Origin of the sequence: Micromonospora sp. NPDC049366 (genome assembly GCF_044466625.1) — a bacterium.
GTDB lineage: Bacteria > Actinomycetota > Actinomycetes > Mycobacteriales > Micromonosporaceae > Micromonospora.
Genome location: NZ_JBITMV010000009.1, coordinates 21928 through 41374, shown reverse-complemented (window position 1 = coordinate 41374; position 19447 = coordinate 21928). Strand labels below are relative to the sequence as shown.

Below are 19447 nucleotides of genomic sequence, written 5' to 3'. Positions count from 1 at the left end.
GCCGTTCCATGTCCACAACCCCGGAGTCGGCGGCCCGGGAGGCACCTCTCTCCGCCACCAAGCAGGCCCTGCTGCAGCGGCTGCTGCGCCAACCCACCACCGGCGGCGCCGGCCGCCTCGACCGGGCGCCCGCGGACGCCCCGCCGACCCTGTCGTACGCCCAGGAGCGGCTCTGGTTCATGGACCAGTTCGCGCCGGGCGTCGCCGCCTACCACGTGCCGGTGGCCGTGTGGCTCGACGGTGACGTGGACGCCGACGCGCTGCGCGACGCGCTCGCCGACGTGGCCGCCCGGCAGGACAGCCTGCGCATGCGCTTCCCGGCCAGCGACGACGGCGCGCCGACCGTGCGGGTCGACGAGCCGGGGCCGGTGCCGCTGGCCCGGGGCACGGTCACCGCCGACGACCCCGACGAGGCCCGCCGGCAGGCTGTGGAGCTGGCCGGCGAGCACGCCGCCGAGCCGTTCGACCTCGCCGACGGGCCGCTGTGGCGGGCCCTGCTGGTCGACCACGGCGACCGGCGGTGGCTGCTGTCCCTGGTCACCCACCACATCGTCAGCGACGGCTGGTCCATCGACGTCCTCGTCGGTGACCTGCTCATCGCCTACCGGGCCCGCCGGGACGGACACGCCCCCACCTGGGCGCCGCTGCCCGTCGGCTACGGCGACTACGCGCACTGGCAGCGGCACCGGCCCGACGCCGACCGTGGGCTCACCTACTGGACCGGGCAGCTCACCGACGTGCCCGCGCTGGAGCTGCCCGGCGACCGAGCCCGGCCGCCGACGCAACGCTTCGACGGCGCGACCCACCGGTTCGCGGTGGACGCCACGCTCACCGACGCGGTCACCGCGCTGGCCCGCCGCCACGACGCCACCCTCTACATGACCCTGCTCGCCGCGTACGAGGTGTTCCTCGCCGGCCACGCCGACCAGCACGACTTCGCCGTCGGCTCGCCGGTGGCCGGGCGGCACCGGCCCGAATTGGAGGGCCTGGTCGGCATGTTCGTCAACATGCTGCCGCTGCGCGCCCGGCTCGACCCGGACGAGTCGTTCCACGACCTGCTCACCCGCACCCGGCAGGAGGTGCTGGACGCCCTCACCCACCAGGAGGTGCAGTTCGAGCACCTGGTGGCGGAGCTCGACGTGGCCCGCGACGTCAGCCGGTCGCCGCTGTTCCAGGTGACCTTCGCGTTGCAGAACTACCAGATGCGCGACCACAGCGCCGGCGGCGACGGCCCGGCCGTGCACTGGGAGGTCCCGGACCTGGGGGCCACCCGGTTCGACCTGGAGCTGCTGGTCGTGCAGACCGGCGACGGCGAGCTGTGGTGCGAGTTCAGCTACGACACCGCCCTGTTCGACGCCGACACCGTCGCCCGGCTCGGTGAGCGGTTCGTGGCGCTGCTGCGCACCGTGACCGACCGCCCCGACGCGCCGCTGCGCACGGTGGAGCTGCTCACCGACGCCGAACGCGCCCAGGTGCTCGACGGCTGGGGCGCCCGCGCCGGCCGGTTCCCGGTCGAGCACACCCTGCCCGCGCTCTTCGCGGAGCAGGCCGCCCGCCGCCCCGACGCGGTGGCCCTCGTGCACCGCGACGAACAGCTCACCTACGCCGAGCTGGACGCCCGGGCCGAGCGCCTCGCGGCCCGGCTGCGCCGCCTCGGCGTCGGCCCCGACACGCTGGTCGCGCTGCACCTGCGGCCCGGCCTCGGCACCGTGACCGCGATCCTCGGCGTGCTCAAGGCGGGCGGCGCGTACGTGCCGCTGAACCTGGCGTACCCGCGCGAGCGGCTGGAGTTCATCCTCTCCGACACCGGCGCGCCAGTGCTGGTCACCGACGAGGCGTCGGACGCCGAACTGCCCACGTACGACGGTCGGGTGGTGCACCTCGACGCGCCGCAGGACGACCCGGAACCCGTCACGGACGACTCGCCGCGGGCCGCCCGCCCCGGCGACCTGGCCTACGTCATCTACACCTCCGGCTCCACCGGCCAACCCAAGGGAGTGCTGGTCGAGCACCGGCAGGTGGTGCGGCTGCTCACCGCCTCCGAGGCGCACTTCGACTTCGGCCCCGAAGACGTGTGGGCGCTGCTGCACTCGTACGCCTTCGACTTCTCCGTCTGGGAGATGTGGGGCGCGCTGGCGTACGGCGGCCGGCTGGTGATCGTGCCACCGGAGGCGGTACGCGACCAGGAGCGGCTGCTGGACGTGCTGGCCGAGCAGCGGGTGACCGTGCTCAACCAGACCCCGGCGGCGTTCCGGGGGCTGCGCGCCACGCTCACCGAGACCGACCGCTCCTTCGCCGACCTGTCGGTCCGCGTCATCGTCTTCGGCGGCGATGCCCTTTACGTCCGCGAGCTGCGGCACTGGCTGAGCCGCTACGGCGATCAGAGCCCCGCCCTGGTCAACATGTACGGCATCACCGAGACGACGGTGCACGTCACCGCCCAGCGGATCCGCCGCGCCGACGTGCGCCGCGGCGCGGACTCGCCGATCGGTCGGCCCCTCGACGACCTCCGCGCGTACGTGCTGGACCGGCACCTCAACCCGGTCCCGGTGGGGGTGCCCGGTGAGCTGTTCGTCGCCGGGGAGGGGCTGGCCCGCGGCTACCTGAACCGGGCCGGGCTGACGGCGCAGCGGTTCCTGCCGGAGCCGTTCAGCGGCGAGCCGGGCGCCCGCATGTACCGCACCGGCGACCGGGTGCGCTGGCGGGCCGACGGCACGCTGGAGTACCTGGGCCGCGTCGACCGGCAGGTGAAGATCCGCGGCTACCGCATCGAGCTGGGCGAGATCGAGGCCGCCCTGCAACGCCACCCCGAGGTGCGGACCTGCGCGGTGCTCGCGCAGCCCGACGGCACCGGCGACCGGCGGCTGGTCGCGTACGTGGCGGCGGCCGACGGCACCCGCCGGCCCACCCCCGCCCAGTTGCGCGAGCACGTCGCCCGCAGCCTCGCCGACTACATGGTGCCGGCCGCGTTCGTGGTGCTCGACGCCCTGCCGCTGACCCCGAACGGCAAGCTGGACCACCGCGCGCTACCCGACCCGGACCTGGCCCAGCAGCAGGTGGAGCAGGAGTTCGTCGCGCCTGCGACCGCGAGCGAGCAGCTCATCGCGCAGGTGTGGACGCAGCTGCTGCCGGTCGAGCAGCTCAGCGTCGACGACGACTTCTTCCTCGTCGGCGGGCAGTCGCTGCTGGCCGCGCAGGCCGTCACTCGGATCCGGCGGGCCCTGACGGAGGCCGGATCCACCGCCACGCTGTCCCTGATGGACCTGTTCCGCTGCCGTACGGTCCGGGAACTGGCCCGGCTGCTCGACGACCCGACGCCGGACGACCAGCCGGCCCGGCTGCTGCACGAGTTGACCCGCCCGGTCCGCGACGACGAGCACGTGCGCTCCCTGGTCTGCGTGCCCTACGGCGGCGGCAGCGCCGCCGTGTACCAGGCGCTGGCGGACGCGATGCCTCCCGGGCACCGGCTCTTCTCGGCGGCGATCCACAACCAGGAGGCCGGCGGCGCGGAGGACACCCTGCCCTTCGGCGATCTGGTCGACGCGGCGGTCACCGAGATCCTGCGCGACGTCACCGGGCCGCTGGTGCTCTACGGCCACTGCGGCATCGGCAGCGCCGTCGTGGTCGAGGTGGCCCGCCGGCTCCAGGTGGCCGGGCGGCCGGTCGAGGCGGTGTACGTCGGTGGCATCTTCCCGTTCGCCCGGCCCCGAGGCCTGCTGTCGCGGCTGTCCCGGCTGGCCGAGCTGGAGCGCTTCCGCAGCAACCGCACGTTCATCACCCGGCTGGTGGGGCGCGGCGTCGACATCGAGGAGCTGGGCCTCGACGAGGTGAACCGGGTCATCCGGAACATGCGCCACGACACGCGCAGCGCGGAGGACTACTACAGCGGCCTGCTCGACGGGCGGGTCGACCGGATCGACGCCCCGGTCATCTCCGTCATCGGTGAGCAGGACCCGGCGACCGACTACTACGAGGAACGGTTCCGGGAGTGGGACTTCCTCTCCGACACGTGCGCGCTGGTCGTCCTCGACGAGGGCGGGCACTACTTCAACCGCTACCGGGCCACCGAGGTCGCCGAGATCGTCACGCGTACGCACGTGGCCCTGGCTGACGGCGACACGGCGACGCTGACCCGGGCCGTGCGCGGGCCGGACAGCGACTGGTGGCTGCACGGCGTGCACCGGCGCGGCGACGCCGAACCACCCGTGGGCGACGGCGGCGGCGAAGAGCCGCCCGTGGGCGGGGACCGCCCCGCCGCCGGCGCGGCGGGGCCGCGTCGGCGGCCCGCCGAGCCGAGCATGCCCCGGTTCCTCGGCGTGGCCGCCGGGCAGCTGGTGTCGCTGATCGGTTCGGCGTTCACCCAGTGGGCGATCCCCATCTGGATCTACCTGACCACCGGGTCGGTGATGCAGTTGGCGCTGTTCGTCACGTTGGCGCTGGTGCCCGGCCTGCTGGTCGCCCCGCTGGCCGGCGCGGTCGTCGACCGGTCACACCGCAAGACGGTGCTGATCGCCGGCGACGTCGCCGCGTGGGTCACCCAGATCGCGCTCGGTGTGCTGCTGTGGACCGACACCCTGCAGATCGGGCACATCTACGGCCTCATGGTCGCCCTGTCGCTCGCCACGGCCTTCCAACGTCTCGCGTACGTGGCTTCGGTGCCGCAGCTGGTGCCCAAGCGCTACCTGCGGCACGCGATCGGCGTCGTCGAGATGGTCAACGGCGCGGGGACGCTGTTCGTGCCGCTGTTCGCCGCCGGTCTGCTGGCCACCATCGGCCTGGACGGCATCCTGGTCATCGACATCGTCAGCTACGGGGTCGCGGTCGTGGTCACCGTGTTGATCCGCTGGCCGGCCCGGATGGGTTGGCACCGCCGGGAGTCCCTGGCGGCGGAGATCGCCAACGGTTTCCGCTACTCGTGGGGCCACCGCCACTTCCGGGCGATGCTGCTGTTCTTCCTGGTGCTGAACATCTTCCTGGCACCACCGCTGATCCTGATGAGCCCGTTGGTGCTGTCGTTCGGTGGGCTGGCCGACGCCGCGCAGGTGTCGTTCGTCTCCGGCATCGGGGCGACGGTGGCCGGTCTGGCGGTCGCCCTGTGGGGCGGCCCCGCGCGCCGGCCGATGCGCGGGGTGCTGCTGTCGGTCCTGGCCATGGGGGTGGCGTGCGTGCTGATCTCGGTACGCCCCGACCCGCTGCTGATCGCCGTGGGCGCCTTCGGGCTCACCGCCGGGTTGACCCTGACCACCGGCATCTACCGGGCCATCGTCCAGGTGAAGATCCCTCAGCGTTACCACGGCCGGGCCGCCGCCCTGAACCAGATGATCTCGTGGTCGACGTTGCCGCTGGGCTTCGCGGTGATCGCGCCGTCCGCGACCGCCCTGTTCGAGCCGATGTTGATGCCCGGCGGGCGGCTCGCCGGCACCGCCGGCCGGCTGGTCGGGGTCGGGGAGGGACGCGGCATCGCGTTCGTCTTCCTGCTCTGCGGCCTGATCATCGCGGTGCTGGTGGCGGTGGCCTCGCGGATCCGGGCGGTCGCCCGGTTCGACACCGAGGCGCCGGACGCGATCGCCGACGACCTGGTGGGTGTGGAGTCGCTGCGGCACCGTCGGGCGCCCGACGGGTCGGAGTCGGTGGTGCCGTCGCGGCCCCGCGCCTCGGCGGGGCGGGCGGCGTGACCGCCGTCGACGCGCCCGGCGCGGCGGCGGCCGGCGGCCCGCTGGACATCGACGTGATCATCGTTGACGGTGGGCGGGTGCTGGGCCGCCGCGGTGACGGCGCGGTGGCCCTGCCCCGGCTGCGGTTGACCGAGCCGTGGCCGCCGCCGAGCAGCCAGCTGCCCGCCGCGGTGGCCACCGAGACCGGTCTGCGGGTGGCGCTGCTCGCCCCGCTGGACAGCACCCTGTTCACGGCCGAGCCGGTCGACGGGCACCCGGCGGGCGGGTACGCCTGGCACGACGTCGCCGCGTTCGGCGCCGGCCCGGTGCGGGCGTGGCGGCACCGGCCGGAGCCGGCCGGCGGCCCGGACTGGTACCGGCCGGGCTGGTTCGCCGCGGCGTGCGCCTGGCTGGACGAGACCCTCGCGGAGCGGGGCGCGGGGCGCACCGGGCCGGTGGCGCAGATCCGGCACTGGACCACGTCGACGGTGCTGCGGGCACCCACCACGGACGGCGCGGTGTTCCTCAAGGCGTCCCTGCCGGTCCTCGCCGACGAGCCCCGGGTGATCGCCGAGCTGGCCCGGTCGTGGCCGCGGGCGGTGCCCGAGGTGCTGGCCGACTCGCCCCGGCGCGGCTGGTGGCTCAGCGCCGACTTCGGCGCCCAACCCCCCGCCCGCGACGGCGGGGCCGCGCTGCGGATGTTGGCCCGGATGCAGACCGCCACGGTCGACCGGACGGATCCGCTGCGCGCGGCGGGTGTCCCCCGGCTCACCCTGGACGACCTGGCCGCCCGGGCGCCGGCGGTGACCCGCCGCGCCGAGCTGTGGGGTGCCCGCGGCGGGGCGAACCTGACCGGGGTGGCGATGTGGTTGCAGGACCGCTGCGCCGAGCTGGACGAGTTCGACCTGCCGTTGACCCTGGTGCACGGCGACCTGCACCCGGGCAACGTGGCGGACCGCCCGGACGGGCCGCTGCTGTTCGACTGGAGTTTCGCCCGGGTGTCGCACCCGCTGCTGGATCTCGGCGGGTGGCTGCACGCGGTGTCCGAGGCGCAGGCGCGCCGGCACGTCGACGCGTACCTCGACGGGTGGCGGCAGGTCGCGGCCCCGGCGGAGTTGCGGGAGGCGTGGCGGGTCGCGAAGCCGGTCGCGGCGCTGGCGGAGCTGGTGAAGTTCGCCGACCTGATCGACGCGACGGGCGCCGGCTACGAGTTCGACTACCTGCCGATGGCGGGGGTGTGGGCCCGCCGGGTCCTCGACGCGGTGGCCGGCCGCGACGAGCACCTCACCGGCTGGGGCGACGCCTGAGCCGGTCCCGGCCACCGGCCGGGCCGGTCCACGGGCCGGAACCGCCGAGCGGCGGGGGTTCCCGGCCGGTTACGGCCCGGCGATGATGCTGGGGTGGGGGATCTCCTCGGCGCGGGCGCAGGTCTCGATCTCCGGGGTGAGCGCCGCGACCGGCAGTTGGTCCCCGGCGGTCTCACGCCGCCGTAGGGTCTCGGTGTGGGTGGCGCGGGTACCGGGGTCGTCACGGAACCGGTCGAGGAACGCGTCGACCGCGACCACGAGCGCCACCGGGCGCCGGGCGGTCGGCAGCGGGATCACGACATCACAGAAAGGCACAGGTGCCCTCGCCCAAGAGCTGCGACAGCACCAGGGCGTGCGGTTCCAGAATCCGCGCACGCCCTGGTGGTCAAGGGTTACTGTCAGTGTTTCCGATCGTCAGCGTAGGAACTTGAGGAGCATCGTGGTGAGCTCCTGCGGTCGCTCCTCGGTGAGCCAGTGGCCGGTTTCCGCCATCACCTGAGTCTCGACGTTGGCGGCGTAGTCCTTCCACTGCGTTCCCACGGCGCTGCTGAGGGCCTCTTCGCCGCCGACGGCCAGGATGGGCATCTGAAGCAGCCCCGCCTTGCGGAACTTCTCGTTCTGGGCGATGTCCGTGTGAAGGGATTGGTACATGTCCATCCACGCCTTGAACCGGCCAGGCTCGCGCAGGTATCGGGCGTAATATTCGTAGTCGCGCTCGTCGAAGGCCCCGTCCACCGCCAGGTACTGCTCGATGAAGTCTTTGACCAGGTCGCGCTCGTGTCCACGGACCAGGTCCTGGGCCCAGTTCTCCTGGAAGAACCCGAGGTGCCACGTCGACAGTTCCCCCTCCGCGGGGAAGGCCGGGAACGTGTAGAGGGAACGGTCGGGGATCGGCCCCTCCATCACCACCATCCGGCTGACCTCGGCCGGCCACATGGCGGCGTACGGGTAGGCGATCCAGGCGCCGATGTCGTGCGCGACGATCTGGACGCCCTTGTGGAGGTTGAGCTGGGTGAGCAGCTGGTGCACGTCGTCGGCCAGTTGTGCCGTGTCGTAGCCCGTCTGCGAAACGGAGGAGCTACCGGTCCCGCGCAGGTCGACCGCGATCACGGTGTGGTCCTTGGCGAGTGCCTTGAGCTGCGGCTCCCACTCGGCGGAGGTCTGCGGGAAGCCGTGCAGCAGCACCACCGGTGAGCCGCTGCCGCCGCGGAGGTAATGCATCCGGAAGTCGCTCACCTGCGCGTACTTCGACTGGAAGCCGTCCGGCAGCCGGTAGGGCAGCCCGGTGGTGGCGCCTTGCGCGGCGGCCGAGTCCGGCCGCGGGTTGACGCCGGCGTTCGCTGAGACCAGGCCGGTCCCGGTGAGAACGGCGAAACCGGTGATGGCGGCGATGACAGTCCCGATAAGGACGGCCATTCCCTTTCTCATGATTCTCTCCTAGTGCGTGATCAGCCTTGTGTCGATCACTATCGATCCGACCGCACACCGGAATCGTGTGCAGCGGACGGCTCGGGGGCGCACGGGGTTTACCGCGCGGTCGTCCAAGCGGGATGTGCCTGGACTGGCTTAGTTGCTCGATCGGCGCAGCGAGGCGAGCAGGAGGCCGCCGGCGATGACTGCGGTCGCCCCGGCGATCAAGGGGGTGGTGGTCGACTGCCGGTCCACGATGACCCCGCCGACGGCAGCCCCGGTGGCGATGGCGAGATTGCACACCGACACGATGACGCCGCTGACCTGCTCGATCCGGGTCGGTTCGGTGTGTGCTCCCCAGGTGAGCACAGTCGTAGGGACACCGCCGAATCCGAAGCCCCACAACGCGATCGCGAGCACGAGCGCGGGGCGGTGTCCGCCGATGGTGTAGAGGACCCACATTCCGGCAGCGAGCGTGGCGGGGAAGAGGAACAGTCCGGTGCGCAGTGACCGGTCTGCGAGCGGCCCGGCCAGGAGGGTGCCGAGGAAGTTGGTGATGCCGAAGATGATCAGCAACCCGGCGAACGATCCGGGGTCCAGTCCGGCGATGGCGTCGACGACGGGGCGGATGAACGTGAAGCCGCTGAAGTGCCCGCTGAAGATAAGAACGATGCCGAGCAGTCCTGCGAGAATCAGGCCGGAACGCAGGACTCCCCCGAGTGCCCGGAGGCCGCCTGCGGCCGGGGGCGTCACGTGCGGCAGTGTCATGGCCTGGGCGACGAGTGCGATTCCGGCGATGCCGGCCCCCAGGATGAAGGCGCCGCGCCAGCCCCAGATCTCGCCGAGCCAGGTGCCGAGAGGAACGGCGGCGACCGTGCCAAGGGCAACTCCGGAGCTGATGACTGTGAGCGCGCGGCCGAGGTGATGCTCGTGTACTAGTTGCGCGGCGACCGCGGTCGCCATGGCCCAGAAGCCGCCGAGTGCCCCGCCGAGCAGCAGACGAGCAAGCATGAGGGTTGTCAGGCTGGGAGCCGTCGCCACGAGCAGGCTCGATGCCACTGCGAGCAGAGTGAGGCCCATCATCACCCATCGCCGGTCGGCGCGCGGGAGCACCACCGAGAGGAAGAGGGCCGAGGCTGCGGCGGCGAAGGCGGTGGCGCTGACGGCCTGCCCGGCCGCGCCGGTGGACACGTTCAGTCCTTCGGAGATCTGCGGGAGCAGGCTTGCGGGCAGGAACTCGGCAATGATGAACGCGAAGATTCCGAGGCTGAGAGAGCCGACGCCGGCCCAGGACGCCGGGCTGCTGGCGGTCGAGGCATCTTCCGATGCCTCCTGGCGGATTGTCATGTGCTGCCTTCCAAGGCGGTGCGGCTTCAGGAGAGCGATCGTCGTTGTTCTCCGCCGAAGCCGTGATTCCATCGCGCAGGGTGATGCGTGGCTACGGGTTGACACCTCGGGCAGGGCGAAGGCACCTCCAGTGGCTGATCGGGGTGCCTTGTGCGACCGGGCCCACGCCCGGCTGGTAACAGCCGGGCGTGGCATCCTTACCGGCCAGGAGGCGCAGCCAGCCTGAGTGTGGTGCCCGGTAAGACGGACGGTCCGCCTGCTTAGCGGCGATGGGTACTGCTCAGATCGCGCAGTGAAGTCGCCACGACGCGCCCGGCGCGCCGCCTCGCGGAGTCGACTCCGGGTGGGAATCGGTTCAGTGGCCGAGGGCGGCCATGTTGGTTTCGTCGTAGCGGTCGCCGGCGGCGGGCGTCAGGTTGTCCAGTCGGGCGATCTGGCCGTCGGTGAGGCTGATGCGGTCGGCGGCGGCGTTCTCCTCCAGCCGGTCGATGCGCGTGGTGCCGGGGATGGGGGCGATGTCGTCGCCCTGGGCGAGCAGCCAGGCGAGCGCGATCTGCGCGGGTGTAACCCCCGCCTCGGCGGCGACGGCGCGGACGTCGTCGACGATGCGCATGTTGCGTTCGAGGTTGCCGCCGGCGAAGCGTGGGTTGGTACGGCGCCAGTCGTCAGCGTCGAGGGCGTCCAGCGTGCGGATGCCGCCGGTGAGGAACCCGCGGCCCAGCGGGGAGTACGGGACGAGGCCCACGCCCAGTTCGCGCAGGACCGGCAGCACCTCCGCCTCGGGGTCGCGGACCCACAGCGAGTACTCGGACTGCACCGCGGCGATCGGATGAACCGCATGCGCCCGCCGGATCGTCGCGGGCCCGGCCTCCGACAGTCCGATGTGGCAGATCTTGCCCTCGGTCACCAGCTCCGTCAGCGCCCCGACAGTCTCCTCGATCGGCGTGTCCGGGTCGCCCCGATGCTGGTAGTAGAGGTCCAGGTGATCGGTGCCGAGGCGGCGCAGTGATCCCTCCACCGCGAGCCGGACGTTGGCCGGGGTGCTGTCCGCGCCAGGGCGGCCGGTGTGCGAGACGAGGCCGAACTTGGTCGCCAGCACCACCTCGTCCCGGCGGCCCTTGATGGCGCGGCCGACCAGTTCCTCGTTGATGTAGGGGCCGTACGCCTCGGCGGTGTCGATGTGATTGACGCCGAGGTCCAGGGCCCGCTGGATGGTGCGGATCGACTGGTCGTCGCGCTGGCCGGCGCCGGTGTAGAAGGCCGACATACCCATGGCACCCAGACCGATGCGGGAGGTTTCCAGCCCGCCGAGCGAGGTGATTCTCATCGTGGTGATCCTCTTCCTGTGGTGAGGTCGAGCGCTTTCTGTTCCGTTCGGTCCAGAACGCTAGCACATCTGGACCGACTAGGAGTAAAGTCGGCTGCGAGGAGAGAAACGGTTGGCCATGGCGGCTCGCCGACCCTGCCGACACGAATCGAGGTGGATGCCGTCATGAGTGGATCCCAGAGCACCGCGTTCGGCCGCCCCCGGGAGTTCGACATCGACGAGGCGCTGGAGCGCGCCATGCAGGTGTTCTGGGCTCGGGGTTACGACGGCACCAGCCTCACGGACCTGACCGGCGCGATGGGGATCACCAAGTCGAGCATGTACGCCGCCTTCGGCAACAAGGAGCAGCTGTTCCGCAAGGCTGTGCAGCGCTACGCCGAAGGGCCGGCCTCCTACGTGACGCGCGCCCTGCGGGAGCCCACCGCGCGGGCGGTAGCCGAGGCGTTCCTCCGGGGAGCCGTCCGGACGACGACGTCGCCCGGCCGCCCCACGGGATGCCTGTCCGTTCAGGGTGCGCTGGCGCTGAGTGAGCAGGGCCGGCCGGCCCACGATGTGCTGGTCGGCTGGCGCATCGATGCGGGTGACCAGCTCGAGGCGCGCTTCCGGCGCGCCGTCGAGGAGGGCGACCTGTCGCGTGACGCCGACCCGGGACGCCTAGCCCGATATGTCATGACGACGGGGTTCGGCATCGCCGTCCAGGCCGCGAATGGCCTCGGGCCCGACACGCTCGACGAGATCGTCGACACGGCACTGCTCGCCTGGCCGACGTGACCACCCCGCGACTCGCTTGACGGCTGCGCTCGTGAGCGTTCATCAAGCCGCGCCAAATTTCTGTACCGATCAGATCACAAATGCTCGTAGGGCTCTCTACTGGCGCAGGGCACACGCATGCGAAAGGCGAAGACCCGTGATGGGAAAACGTGGGAGCTTGACCGAGCGATCACTCGGGAGGCGCCCGCTCGGCGTCGGGATCGTGGGGCTGAGCGCGTCGGGCGGGTGGGCGGCCGGGGCCCACCTACCCGCGTTGTCGGCAGTCGACGGCATGGAACTCACCGCCCTGGTGGCGAGTTCCCGCGCGTCGGCCGCCGCCGCTGCCGCCGCGTTCGGGGTGCCGGGCTACGCCTCGGTCGAGCAACTCGTGAAGGACGAGAACGTCGACCTCGTGGTCGTCGCGGTCAAGGTGCCCCGGCACCGCGAGCTGGTGTTGCCCGCGCTACGGGCGGGAGTGCCGGTGCTCAGCGAATGGCCCTTCGCCGTCGACCTGGCCGAGGCCGAGGAGATGGAAGGCGCCGCCCGCGACACGCGTACCTTCATCGGGCTTCACGGGCGTTCGTCGCCCGCTCTTCGCTGGCTGGCCCGCCTCGTCGCCGACGGGTACGTCGGGGACGTGCTGTCCGCGACGGTGCTGGCGTCATCGATCGAGTGGGGCAGCCCGGTCTCCGAGCGGATGCGATACACCCTCGATCGCACGCTCGGCGCCACGATGCTCACCATCGCCTTCGGAAATGCCATCGACGTCGTGTCGATGGTCGTCGGCGAGTTGCAGGACGTGGTCGCTTCGACGGCGACCCGGCGCCCGATCGTTCCGCTCGGCCGCACCGGACGAACGGTCCCGATGACCGCCGAAGACCAGATCGCCGTCTCCGGCACACTGCCCGGCGGAGCGATCCTCTCCGCCCATCACCGCGGCGCAACGATGTCCGGACCTGGGTTTTCCCTCATCGTCGACGGCACCGAAGGAACCCTCGAAATCACCTCCGCCAGCGGATATCCACACCTCGGGCCTGTGACGGTGCGCGGCGCACGAGGTCGCGCCCCGCTGCGGCAACTGTCCATGCCCGACGGCCACGACGACTACCCCCACCTGGCCGGAACACCCGTCCACAACCTCGCGCACACCTACGCGGCGATCCGGAACGACCTCACCGACCACACCGCGACCGCCCCAGACTTCACCCACGCCGTCAAACGCCACCGGCTCCTCGACGCGATCGTCCGATCGGCCGCTGAAGGACGACGCGTGCCTCTCGACGAACTTTGACAAGGACTTCCCGGAAGCGCGTCACCCGGTTCCGACAGGCCCATGTTGGTGGCCTCCGCGATGATCACGTACGTCAGGTTGCGCTTGAGCTCCGCCGGCCGGGCGACCTTCCCGCCGGCGTGCACCAGGTGGTCGGTGAACCCGGTCCGGGCGTCGCCTCCACTGCCGGGGCTGCCGTTGCCGCTGCCGCCGACCCCGCCGGCCTGACCGGCTGGCACCCGGGCGAGACCGTGGCGGCGGCCATCGCAACCTCCGCCTCGTCGGGGCGGTTAACATCCCCGGTGGCAACCGAAACACTCCACTGTTCCCATCCGGGGCGGGGCGACGTCGCCGCGCTACCGTGGTGGGCGGCTACCCTTGTCCAGGCCCGGCCGTGGGTGCCACACGCCCACGGGCGGGAATGCCCCGGCGGGTGGGGGCCGTTACACCAGAAGACCAGCACCACGAACGAGGGGAAGTCGATCATGGGCGAGCGCATGCTGCGCGGAAGCCGCCTGGGCGCGGTCAGCTACGAATCCGACCGCAACACGGAGCTCGCGCCACGTCAGACCCGCGAGTACCTGTGCGCCAAGGGCCACCAGTTCGAGGTGCCGTTCGCCGTCGACGCCGAGGTCCCGACGACCTGGGAATGCAAGTTCGACGGCAGCGTCGCCCGGCTGGTCGACGGCAGCGAGCCGGAGCAGAAGAAGGCCAAGCCGCCGCGCACCCACTGGGACATGCTGCTGGAGCGTCGCTCCATCGCCGAGCTGGAGGACATCCTCGAAGAGCGGCTGCAGGAGGTCCGCACCCGCCGCGGCCGGGCCTGAACCTCACCAACGACGACGGCGCCCCCGGGAATCCCCCGGGGGCGCCGTCGTCATATCCACTTCGAGATCACGGAGATCGCGACGTCACCCGAAACCGAGTTGATCACAAACTCGGGCCGGCTCGGTGCTCTCAGCGGTCCACGATCTCACCCTCGATCGCCCGACCACCGTCGACCACCACCGGCTGCTCCGGCTCCGGACGCGGCGTCGGTTGCGGCGCACCCCGGCGCACCCGCACCCGGCGGGGCCCGAACAGGTCACCGGCGACCATCGACGACACGCGGCGCTCCGCGGCCCGCTGCGCGCCACGGCGGGCCAGCAGGCGCACCGGCGGCACCAGCAGCAGCAGACCCACGACACCGCTGACCAGACCCGGCACCGCCAACAGCAGCGCACCCGACAGGCCGACGAGACCGTCGGTCACCTGCCGACCCGGTGGCTGACCCGACTGGGCGGCGGCCCGGAAACCACGCCACGCGCGGGTCCCCTCCCGCCGCAGCAGCACCAACCCCAGCAGCGACGCCGCGAACACCAGCAGCACCGCCACACCGAACCCGACGGCCCGCCCCACCAGGACGAACACCGCCAGCTCCAGCACCACCGCCACGAGCATGGCCAGTGGCGCGAACCTCAATCCTCGGCGCATATCACCTCACCGGTCGTTCGTGTCGCCTTGTCCAGCATGACACGGCGACGCTCCGGGTCACCGGTCCTGACCGTCCGGGGCGCCGCGCCGGCCCCGACGGATCGCCCGCCGCCGGTCCTGCACCGCCCACGTCGTGATCCGCCACAGCGCCTCCGCGACGATCAGCGGGCTCATCTTGCTGTCGCCGCGCTCCCGCTCGGCGAACGTGATCGGCACCTCGACGATCCGCATGCCGGCCCGGTGGGCCAGCCGGGACAGCTCCACCTGGAACGAGTAGCCCTGCGAGCACACCGACGCCAGGTCGATCGCGTCCAGCGCGCTGCTGCGGTAGACCCGGTAGCCGCCGGTGGCGTCGGAGACGGGCATGCCCAGGGCCAGCCGCGCGTACAGGTTCCCGCAGCGGGACAGGGCCAGCCGCCGCAGCGGCCAGTTCACCACCCGCGCGCCGCTGGTCCACCGGGACCCGATCACCACGTCGGCCTGCCGGGCGGCGTCGAGCAGGGCCGGCAGGTCCTCCGGCGCGTGCGACCCGTCGGCGTCCATCTCCACCACGGCGTCGTAGCCGCGCTCCCGCGCCCACCCGAACCCCGCCAGGTACGCCGCGCCCAGCCCCTGCTTGCCCTCCCGGTGCAGCACGTGCACCCGCGGGTCCGTGCCGGCCAACGCGTCCGCGATCACACCGGTGCCGTCGGGGCTGTTGTCGTCGGCGACGAGGATCTCCACCTCGGGCGCCGCCCGGCGTACCCGCGACACGATGTCGCTGACGTTGTCCGCCTCGTTGTAGGTGGGGATCACCACCAGCACCCGGCCGACGCCGGCGACCCCTCCCGTACGCCGTGTCGTGTCGGTCGCCTCGACCACGAGGTCCCCCTCCGCTCCCACCGGCGCGCCGGCTGGTCCTACGCGGGTCCGCTCTGCCTCCGGCGGCGCAGAACCGCCGCACCGGCGAGGGCGGCCACGGCCAGGCCGGTCAGCGCCACCTCGGGCCAGTACCCGAGGCGGGTGGCCAGGGTGCGCCCGTCGGCCGGACGCAGCTGCCGCACCACCACCTCGCGGGTGTTGAACCCGGTGGCGTCGCTTACCCGCCCGTCCGGGGCAACGAACCCGGAAACACCGACCGTCGAGGCCATCAACGCGGGCCGGCCGTGCTCGACCGCGCGCAGCCGCACCATGGCCAACTGCTGGCGGGCCTCGGCCACGTCGAAGGTGGCGTTGTTGGTCTGCACCACCAGCAGCTGCGCGCCGCCGGTGACCGTGTCCCGGACCACCTCGTCGTACGCGACCTCGAAGCAGATCACGTCGCCGAGCACGACCGGGCCGGCGCGTACCACACCCGGGGTGCTGCCGGGCACGAAGTCCGCCCGCACCCGGTCGACCTGCTTGCTCACCATGCGGGCCAGGTCACGCAGCGGCACGTACTCGGCGAACGGCACCGGGTGCCGCTTGGTGTACAGCTGGGACAGGTCCGGGCCGGTCCCCGGCCGCCACAGGATGCCCGCGTTGCGCACCTGACCGTCGCCGGGACCCAGCAGCACCGCGCCGACGAGGATCGGCGCACCGATCGCGTCGGCGGCCTCGGAGATCCGCTCACCGGCCGAGGCGTTGCGCAGCGGGTCGATGTCGCTGGAGTTCTCCGGCCACACCACCAGGTCGGGGCGGGCCTGCGCGCCGGCGGCGACCCGGTCGGCCAACTCCAGGGTGGCGTCGACGTGGTTGTTGAGCACCGCCTGCCGCTGGGCGTTGAAGTCCAGGCCGAGGCGCGGCACGTTGCCCTGCACGATCGCCACCGTCACCGGCGCCGCGCCGACGCCGCCGGTTCCCATCGGCACCGCCAGCCCCACCACACACAGCAGCACCGCCGCGCCGGTCAACCCGGCCACCGGCCGCCACGCCGGGGCGTGCCACCGCCGCCACCCGGCGGCGAGCAGCAGCCCACCGGCCAGCGCGACCGCGAAGGTGACCAGCGGCGCGCCGCCGACCGCCGCCAGCCGCAGCAGCGGCGAGTCGCCCTGGCTGAACGCCAGCCGACCCCACGGGAAGCCACCGAAGGGCGTACGGTCGCGCAGCGCCTCCTGGGCCACCCACAGCAGCCCGGTCAGCGGCGCCCACACCCACCGCGCCCGGTCGACCAGCGGCGACACCCAGGCGGTGGCGACGCCGAGCAGCGCCAGATAGCCGGCCTGCAGCAGCGACAGCAGCACCCACGGCAGGTAGCCGGTGTGCAGGTTCGTCCACGCCAGCAGCGGGGCGAAGAACGCCACCCCGGTGAGGAAGCCCACGCCGGCGCCGGCGCGCAGCCGCCGCCGGTGCGCCGCCGCGGCGAGCAACGCCACACCGACCGGCGCGAGCGGCCACAGCCCGTACGGGGGGAACGCCAGCAGCAGCGCCACACCGGCCAGCACGGCCGCGGGCACGGCCGCGCGCAGCGGCAGCGGGCCGGGCGCGGTCCCCGCGCGCGGCGGGGCCGGCTCGGCCCGCGTCTCGTCCCGGTCGACGGTCGTCACAGGCGCTTCACCACGATCACGGGGGTGAAGGCTACCCGGCCGCGGGCCCGGCCCGCCCACGGCCGGTCAGGGTCGGCGGCGGGCGACGAGCACCGCGTCGTGGACGGTCACGTCCCGTCCGTCCGGGTCGGTGACCGCCCGGGGCCGCGCCTCGACGGTCGTCACCTGCCAGCCGGCGAGGTCGAGCTGCGCCGCGACCTCCTCGGCGGTGTACATCATCTCCGGGAAGTGCATCCGGCGGGCGGTGGTGCGCAGGTCCCGCGGGTGGTGCCCGACGATCAGCAGGGTGCCGCCGGGGGCCACCGCGTCGGCGAGCCGGGCGAACAGGGCCCGCCGCTCGTCGCCGGGCAGGTGCATGAACTGGGCGCTCACCAGGTCGTAGCCGCCCTCGGTGGGTGGGGACTCCCGCAGGTCGGCGTGCGTCCAGTCGATGCGCGCGGCGACCTGCCGGCCGGCCGCGGCGGCGTGCCCGGCGGCCCGTTCCAGGGCGGCGGTGGCGATGTCCACGGCGGTCACCCGCCAGCCCCGCTCGGCCAGCCACACCGCGTCGGCGCCCTCACCGCACCCCACGTCCATGGCCCGGCCCGGCGGCAGCGGGGTGGCCTCGGCGACCAGCTGCGGGTTGGGTCGCCCGCTCCACACGCTCGCACGGGACCGGTAGCGTTCCTCCCACGCGTCCCGCGTGAACATGGTGGCCTTCCGCCGCCGGTGCTCGGCCACGGCCGCGCGGGTCTCCTCCGCCACCAGGTCCGCGTTGACGGCCGCACCCGCGGTCAGGCCGGACGCGGCGGCGGTGAGCACCTGGGCGCGGGCGTCACCGACGTTGCCGGCCACCCACACGCCCGGTACGGCGGTGGCGCCGGTGGGGTCGGCGGCGAACTGGCTGCCGAACACGTGTCCACCGACCTCCACCGTCACCGGTTCCAGGCCGAGTCCGGCGAGCACGTCCGTGCGGGCGGTGAACCGGGGGGCCACCACCACCGCGTCCAGGTCGACGACCTCACCGGTGGCCAGCCGCACACCGGTGAGGGTGTCGTCGGCGACGACCAGCTCGGCGACGGGACCGTCGACCACGGGGATCTCCCGCGCGGCGAGCTGCTCGGCGTCGTCGCCGCTCAGGTCGGGCCCGTCGTGGCGCAGCAGCACCACGTGGGGGGTCCACTGCCGCCACAGCTGCGCCTGGTGCACCGCGAACGGGCCGGTGGCCAGCACCCCGACGCGCCGGTCGCGGGCCTCGAAGCCGTGGCAGTACGGGCAGTGCAGCACGTCCCGGCCCCACCGCGCGGCGACCCCGGGCACGTCGGGCAGCTCATCGACCAGCCCGGTGGCCACCAGCAGCCGCCGCGCCCGCACCGTACGCCCACCGTCGAGGGTGACGTCGAACCCGTCGCCGTCGCGGACGGCGGCGACCACCCGGCCGGATGCCACGTGCCCGCCGTAGCCGGTGACCTCCGCCCGCCCCGCGGCCAGCAGCTCACCGGGCGGGGTGCCCTCCCGGCCCAGGTAGTTGTGCACGTGCCCGGCCGGGGCGTTGCGCGGCTGCCCGGCGTCGACCACCAGCACCGAACGCCGCGCCCGGGCCAGGGTCAGCGCCCCGGCGAGCCCGGCCGCGCCACCGCCGATGACCACCACGTCGTATGTGTGTTCCACCCGTATCCCCTCGTCGTGTCCGTCGCCGACCACGCTGCACCCGACCGACCCGGCACGACAAGTAATGTTGCTGGTATGGCAAACGAGGAGGCGGCGGTGCTGGCGGCCGTCGGGCCCCGCCTGCGGGCCCTGCGCACCCAGCGCGGCACCACCCTGGCGCAGCTCGCCGAGGCCACCGGCATCTCGGTCAGCACCCTGTCCCGGCTGGAGTCCGGTAACCGCCGCCCCACCCTGGAGCTGCTGCTGCCGCTGGCCCGCGCCCACCAGGTGCCCCTGGACGAACTGGTCGGCGCGCCCGCCACCGGCGACCCGCGGGTGCGCCCCCGCCCCATCGTCCGCCACGGCGTGACGATCCTGCCGTTGACCCGCCGCCCCGGCGGCCTGCAGGCGTTCAAACAGATCATGCCGCCGGGCACCCCCACCGGCGACCACGAACAGCAGGTCCACGAGGGCTACGAATGGCTGTACGTGCTCTCCGGCCGGCTGCGCCTGCTGCTCGGCGAGCACGACCTCACCCTCACCCCGGGCGAGGTCGCCGAATTCGACACCCGGGTGCCGCACCGGCTGCTCAACCCGGGCCCGGACACCACCGAGGTGCTCACCCTCTTCGGCCCGCAGGGCGAACGCCTGCACGTGCGGGCCCGTCCCAGCGCCGGCTGACCGGGGGGCGGAAACGAAAATCGGGGCGCGGCTCACGCCGCGCCCCGATGCTCCCAGGCCCTCCCCGGCCGGTGGGGCGAGAATGCGGCACGCCG

14 protein-coding genes and 1 pseudogene are annotated in these 19447 nt (G+C 73.0%); 6 read left to right on the top strand and 9 right to left on the bottom strand.

Features of this window, described 5'->3' with window-relative positions:
• Positions 1 to 8: 8 nt before the first annotated feature.
• The gene (locus ACIBTV_RS14680; protein ID WP_396704980.1) at positions 9 to 5675 is read left to right on the top strand and encodes an amino acid adenylation domain-containing protein; all 5667 of its coding nucleotides are present in this window, start codon (positions 9 to 11) and stop codon (positions 5673 to 5675) included.
• Entirely contained in the window at positions 5672 to 6961 is a 1290-nt protein-coding gene (locus ACIBTV_RS14675) for a phosphotransferase (protein WP_396704978.1), read from the top strand. Before ACIBTV_RS14680 ends, ACIBTV_RS14675 begins: the two co-directional genes overlap by 4 nt.
• A gap of 69 nt (positions 6962 to 7030) precedes the next feature.
• Here ACIBTV_RS14675 and ACIBTV_RS14670 read toward each other — a convergent pair whose 3' ends face one another.
• The 4 genes from ACIBTV_RS14670 to ACIBTV_RS14655 form a co-directional block, all read right to left on the bottom strand.
• Positions 7031 to 7258 carry a hypothetical protein gene (locus tag ACIBTV_RS14670; RefSeq protein WP_396704976.1) on the bottom strand — a complete coding sequence of 76 codons (228 nt, stop codon included), beginning with the start codon at positions 7256 to 7258 and terminating at the stop codon, positions 7031 to 7033.
• A gap of 117 nt (positions 7259 to 7375) precedes the next feature.
• Positions 7376 to 8389 carry an alpha/beta fold hydrolase gene (locus ACIBTV_RS14665; RefSeq protein WP_396704974.1) on the bottom strand — a complete coding sequence of 338 codons (1014 nt, stop codon included), beginning with the start codon at positions 8387 to 8389 and terminating at the stop codon, positions 7376 to 7378.
• A 138-nt stretch (positions 8390 to 8527) separates the two neighbouring features.
• Entirely contained in the window at positions 8528 to 9718 is a 1191-nt protein-coding gene (locus ACIBTV_RS14660; RefSeq protein WP_396704972.1) for an MFS transporter, read from the bottom strand.
• A gap of 355 nt (positions 9719 to 10073) precedes the next feature.
• A complete protein-coding gene (locus ACIBTV_RS14655) occupies positions 10074 to 11045 on the bottom strand; it encodes an aldo/keto reductase (RefSeq protein ID WP_396704970.1) in 972 nt (323 codons plus the stop codon).
• A 165-nt stretch (positions 11046 to 11210) separates the two neighbouring features.
• On the opposite strand from ACIBTV_RS14655, the gene ACIBTV_RS14650 reads away from it, so the two are divergent.
• Together ACIBTV_RS14650 and ACIBTV_RS14645 are read left to right on the top strand one after the other, a co-directional pair.
• Entirely contained in the window at positions 11211 to 11816 is a 606-nt protein-coding gene (locus ACIBTV_RS14650; RefSeq protein ID WP_396704968.1) for a TetR/AcrR family transcriptional regulator, read from the top strand.
• Between the two features lie 31 nt (positions 11817 to 11847).
• Positions 11848 to 13086, top strand: coding sequence for a Gfo/Idh/MocA family protein (locus ACIBTV_RS14645; RefSeq protein ID WP_396704966.1), 1239 nt, complete (start codon positions 11848 to 11850; stop codon positions 13084 to 13086).
• 32 nt (positions 13087 to 13118) lie between these two features.
• Here the strand turns inward: ACIBTV_RS14645 and ACIBTV_RS14640 are convergent.
• Positions 13119 to 13241: pseudogene (locus tag ACIBTV_RS14640) on the bottom strand (Tn3 family transposase); the annotation flags it as partial.
• 309 nt (positions 13242 to 13550) lie between these two features.
• On the opposite strand from ACIBTV_RS14640, the gene ACIBTV_RS14635 reads away from it, so the two are divergent.
• The gene (locus tag ACIBTV_RS14635) at positions 13551 to 13892 is read left to right on the top strand and encodes an RNA polymerase-binding protein RbpA (protein ID WP_030327608.1); all 342 of its coding nucleotides are present in this window, start codon (positions 13551 to 13553) and stop codon (positions 13890 to 13892) included.
• A 130-nt stretch (positions 13893 to 14022) separates the two neighbouring features.
• Here the strand turns inward: ACIBTV_RS14635 and ACIBTV_RS14630 are convergent, their stop codons facing one another.
• From ACIBTV_RS14630 to ACIBTV_RS14615, 4 genes are all read right to left on the bottom strand, one after another.
• On the bottom strand, positions 14023 to 14538 hold the full coding sequence (locus ACIBTV_RS14630; RefSeq protein ID WP_396704962.1) for an FxsA family protein: 516 nt from the start codon (positions 14536 to 14538) through the stop codon (positions 14023 to 14025).
• 57 nt (positions 14539 to 14595) lie between these two features.
• Entirely contained in the window at positions 14596 to 15399 is an 804-nt protein-coding gene (locus ACIBTV_RS14625; RefSeq protein WP_396704961.1) for a polyprenol monophosphomannose synthase, read from the bottom strand.
• A gap of 38 nt (positions 15400 to 15437) precedes the next feature.
• Positions 15438 to 17042: an apolipoprotein N-acyltransferase gene (gene lnt, locus ACIBTV_RS14620; protein ID WP_396704959.1), complete on the bottom strand. Its 1605-nt coding sequence runs from the start codon at positions 17040 to 17042 to the stop codon at positions 15438 to 15440.
• Between the two features lie 66 nt (positions 17043 to 17108).
• Positions 17109 to 18692 carry an FAD-dependent oxidoreductase gene (locus tag ACIBTV_RS14615; protein ID WP_396704957.1) on the bottom strand — a complete coding sequence of 528 codons (1584 nt, stop codon included), beginning with the start codon at positions 18690 to 18692 and terminating at the stop codon, positions 17109 to 17111.
• Between the two features lie 75 nt (positions 18693 to 18767).
• Here ACIBTV_RS14615 and ACIBTV_RS14610 point away from each other — a divergent pair, with 75 nt between their 5' ends.
• The gene (locus ACIBTV_RS14610; RefSeq protein WP_396704955.1) at positions 18768 to 19352 is read left to right on the top strand and encodes a helix-turn-helix domain-containing protein; all 585 of its coding nucleotides are present in this window, start codon (positions 18768 to 18770) and stop codon (positions 19350 to 19352) included.
• The last annotated feature ends 95 nt before the right edge of the window (positions 19353 to 19447 follow it).